Below are 2522 nucleotides of genomic sequence, written 5' to 3' on the forward strand. Positions count from 1 at the left end.
GGGGGGCCCTGTTCATCGATCGGGCGGCCACCGGCGACAAGGCGTCCTGAGCGGGGATCCGGTCCGATGAACGCCCTGATCACCTTCTCGCTGCGCCAGCGCGTGCTGGTGGTGCTGCTGTTCGTCGTGATGCTCGGCGTCGGCTACGGCGCCTACACGCAGCTCAACATCGAGGCCTATCCAGACCCGGTCCCGCCGCTGGTCGACGTGATCACCCAGAACCCGGGCCAGTCCGCCGACGAGATCGAGCGCTACATCACCATCCCCCTGGAGGTGGCGCTCGCCGGCATCCCCAACGCCCAGGTCGTGCGGACGATCTCGCTGTTCGGCCTCTCGGACGTGAAGGTCCAGTTCAACTACGAATACACGTACGAGCAGGCGCTGCAGCGGGTGCTCAACCGCCTGTCGCAGGCGCCGACGCTGCCCAACGGAGCGACGCCGCAGATCTCGCCGACGAGCCCGGTGGGCGAGATCATGCGCTACAAGCTCGTCGGCCCGGCGGGCTACTCGCCCATGGACATGAAGACCCTGCAGGACTGGGTTCTGCAGCGCCGGTTCAAGGCGATCCCCGGCGTCGTGGACGTCACGGCCTTCGGCGGCAAGGCCAAGGAATACGAGGTCGCGGTCGATCTGAACCGCCTCCAGGCCCAGGGCCTGACCCTGGTGCAGCTGACCAACGCGCTGAACAACGCCTCGATCAACGTCGGCGGCCAGACGCTGAACGTCGGCCAGCAATCGGCGGTGGTGCGCGGCATCGGCCTGATCCGCGACATGGACGACATCAAGGACACGATGATCAGCCTCGTCAACGGCACCCCGGTGCTGGTGCGGGACGTGGCGGAGGTGCGCGTGTCGAACGCCCCGCGCCTCGGCATCGTCGGCCACGACAACCAGCCCGACATCGTCGAGGGCATCGTGCTCATGACCCGCGGCGGCAAGAGCCTGCCGACGCTGGAACGGGTCGAGGCCGAGATCGACAAGATCAACAGCTCCACGATCCTGCCGCCCGACGTGAAGATCGAGCGGATCTACGACCGCTCGGGCCTGATCCACACCACGACCCACACGGTGATGCACAACCTCGTCTTCGGCGTGGTGCTGGTCTTCGTCGTGCAGTGGCTGTTCCTGGGCTCGCTCACCAGCGCGATCATCGTGGCAGCGACGATCCCGTTCGCCCTCGGCTTCGCGATCCTGATCCTGGTGGTGCGCGGCGATTCGGCGAACCTCCTGTCGCTGGGCGCCATCGATTTCGGTCTGATCGTCGACGCCACCGTGATCATGGTGGAGAACGTCTTCCGCCACATCGCCGAGCCCGACCACGTGAAGGGCGAGACGCCGCCCGACGGCCTGACGGGCCGGCTCGGCACCATCGCGGTCGCCGGGCGCGAGGTGAACCGGGCGATCTTCTTCTCGGCGACGATCATCATCGTCGGCTTCCTGCCGCTGTTCACGATGACCGGCGTCGAGGGCCACATCTTCGGCCCGATGGCCAAGACCTACGCGTACGCGCTGCTCGGCGGCCTGCTCGCCACCTTCACGGTCTCGCCTGCGCTCTCGGCCCTGATGCTGCCGAAGAAGCTCGAGGAGCGCGATACGCTCATCGTGCGGGTGCTGCGCGTCGGCCATGAACGCGCGCTGGCCTTCGGCCTGCGCAACCGCGTCCTGGCGCTTGCCGTGATGCTGGCGGTGCTGCTGGTCTCGGGGCTCACGGCCCGCAATCTCGGCCTCGAATTCCTGCCGCGGCTCGAGGAGGGCAATCTCTACGTGCGCGGGACGATGCCGGCCTCGATCTCGCTGGAGGCCGGCAACGCCTACGTCCAGCGCATGCGCAAGATCTTCCAGGAGGTCCCGGAGGTCACCACCGTCCTGTCGCACCAGGGCCGCCCGAACGACGGGACCGACGCCACGGGCTTCTTCAACGTCGAGATCCTGGCGCCGCTCAAGCCCATCGACCAGTGGCGCAAGGGCCTCGACAAGGAGACGCTGATCCAGGACCTGAGCAAGAAGCTGGAGGCGGAGTTTCCCGGCATCGAGTTCAACTTCTCGCAGTATATCGAGGACAACGTCCAGGAGGCCGCCTCGGGCGTGAAGGGCGAGAACTCGGTCAAGATCTACGGCAACGACCTCACCCAGCTCACCAAGACCGCCAATGCCGTGAAGGCAGCCCTCGCCAGCGTTCCGGGCGTCACCGACCTGTCGGTCTTCGAATCCCTCGGCCAGCCGACGGTGCGGATCGATGTCGACCGCCACAAGGCCGCCCGCTACGGCCTCTCGATCAGCGACGTGAACACCACCATCCAGGCGGCGATCGGCGGCCAGACCGCGGGCGACCTCTACGAGTACGGCTCGGACCGTCACTTCCCGATGCGGGTGCGGCTCGCCAAGGAGTACCGCTCGTCACTGGCCGGCATCCGCAACATCGCGGTCGGTGCCCAGAACCCCAACGGCGGCGTCATCCAGGTGCCGCTCTCCGAGATCGCCGATGTCGACCTCGTCTCGGGGGCCTCGTTCATCTACCGCGA

The 2522-nt window shown here is 67.1% G+C and carries 1 protein-coding gene; it reads left to right on the plus strand.

The features are described from left to right. Positions 1-66 precede the first annotated feature (66 nt). On the plus strand, positions 67-2522 hold a 2456-nt coding region (locus I53_RS24785), incomplete at its 3' end, for an efflux RND transporter permease subunit (RefSeq protein ID WP_043355740.1).

Origin of the sequence: Methylobacterium sp. B1, assembly GCF_000333255.1 — a bacterium.
Lineage (GTDB): Bacteria > Pseudomonadota > Alphaproteobacteria > Rhizobiales > Beijerinckiaceae > Methylobacterium > Methylobacterium fujisawaense.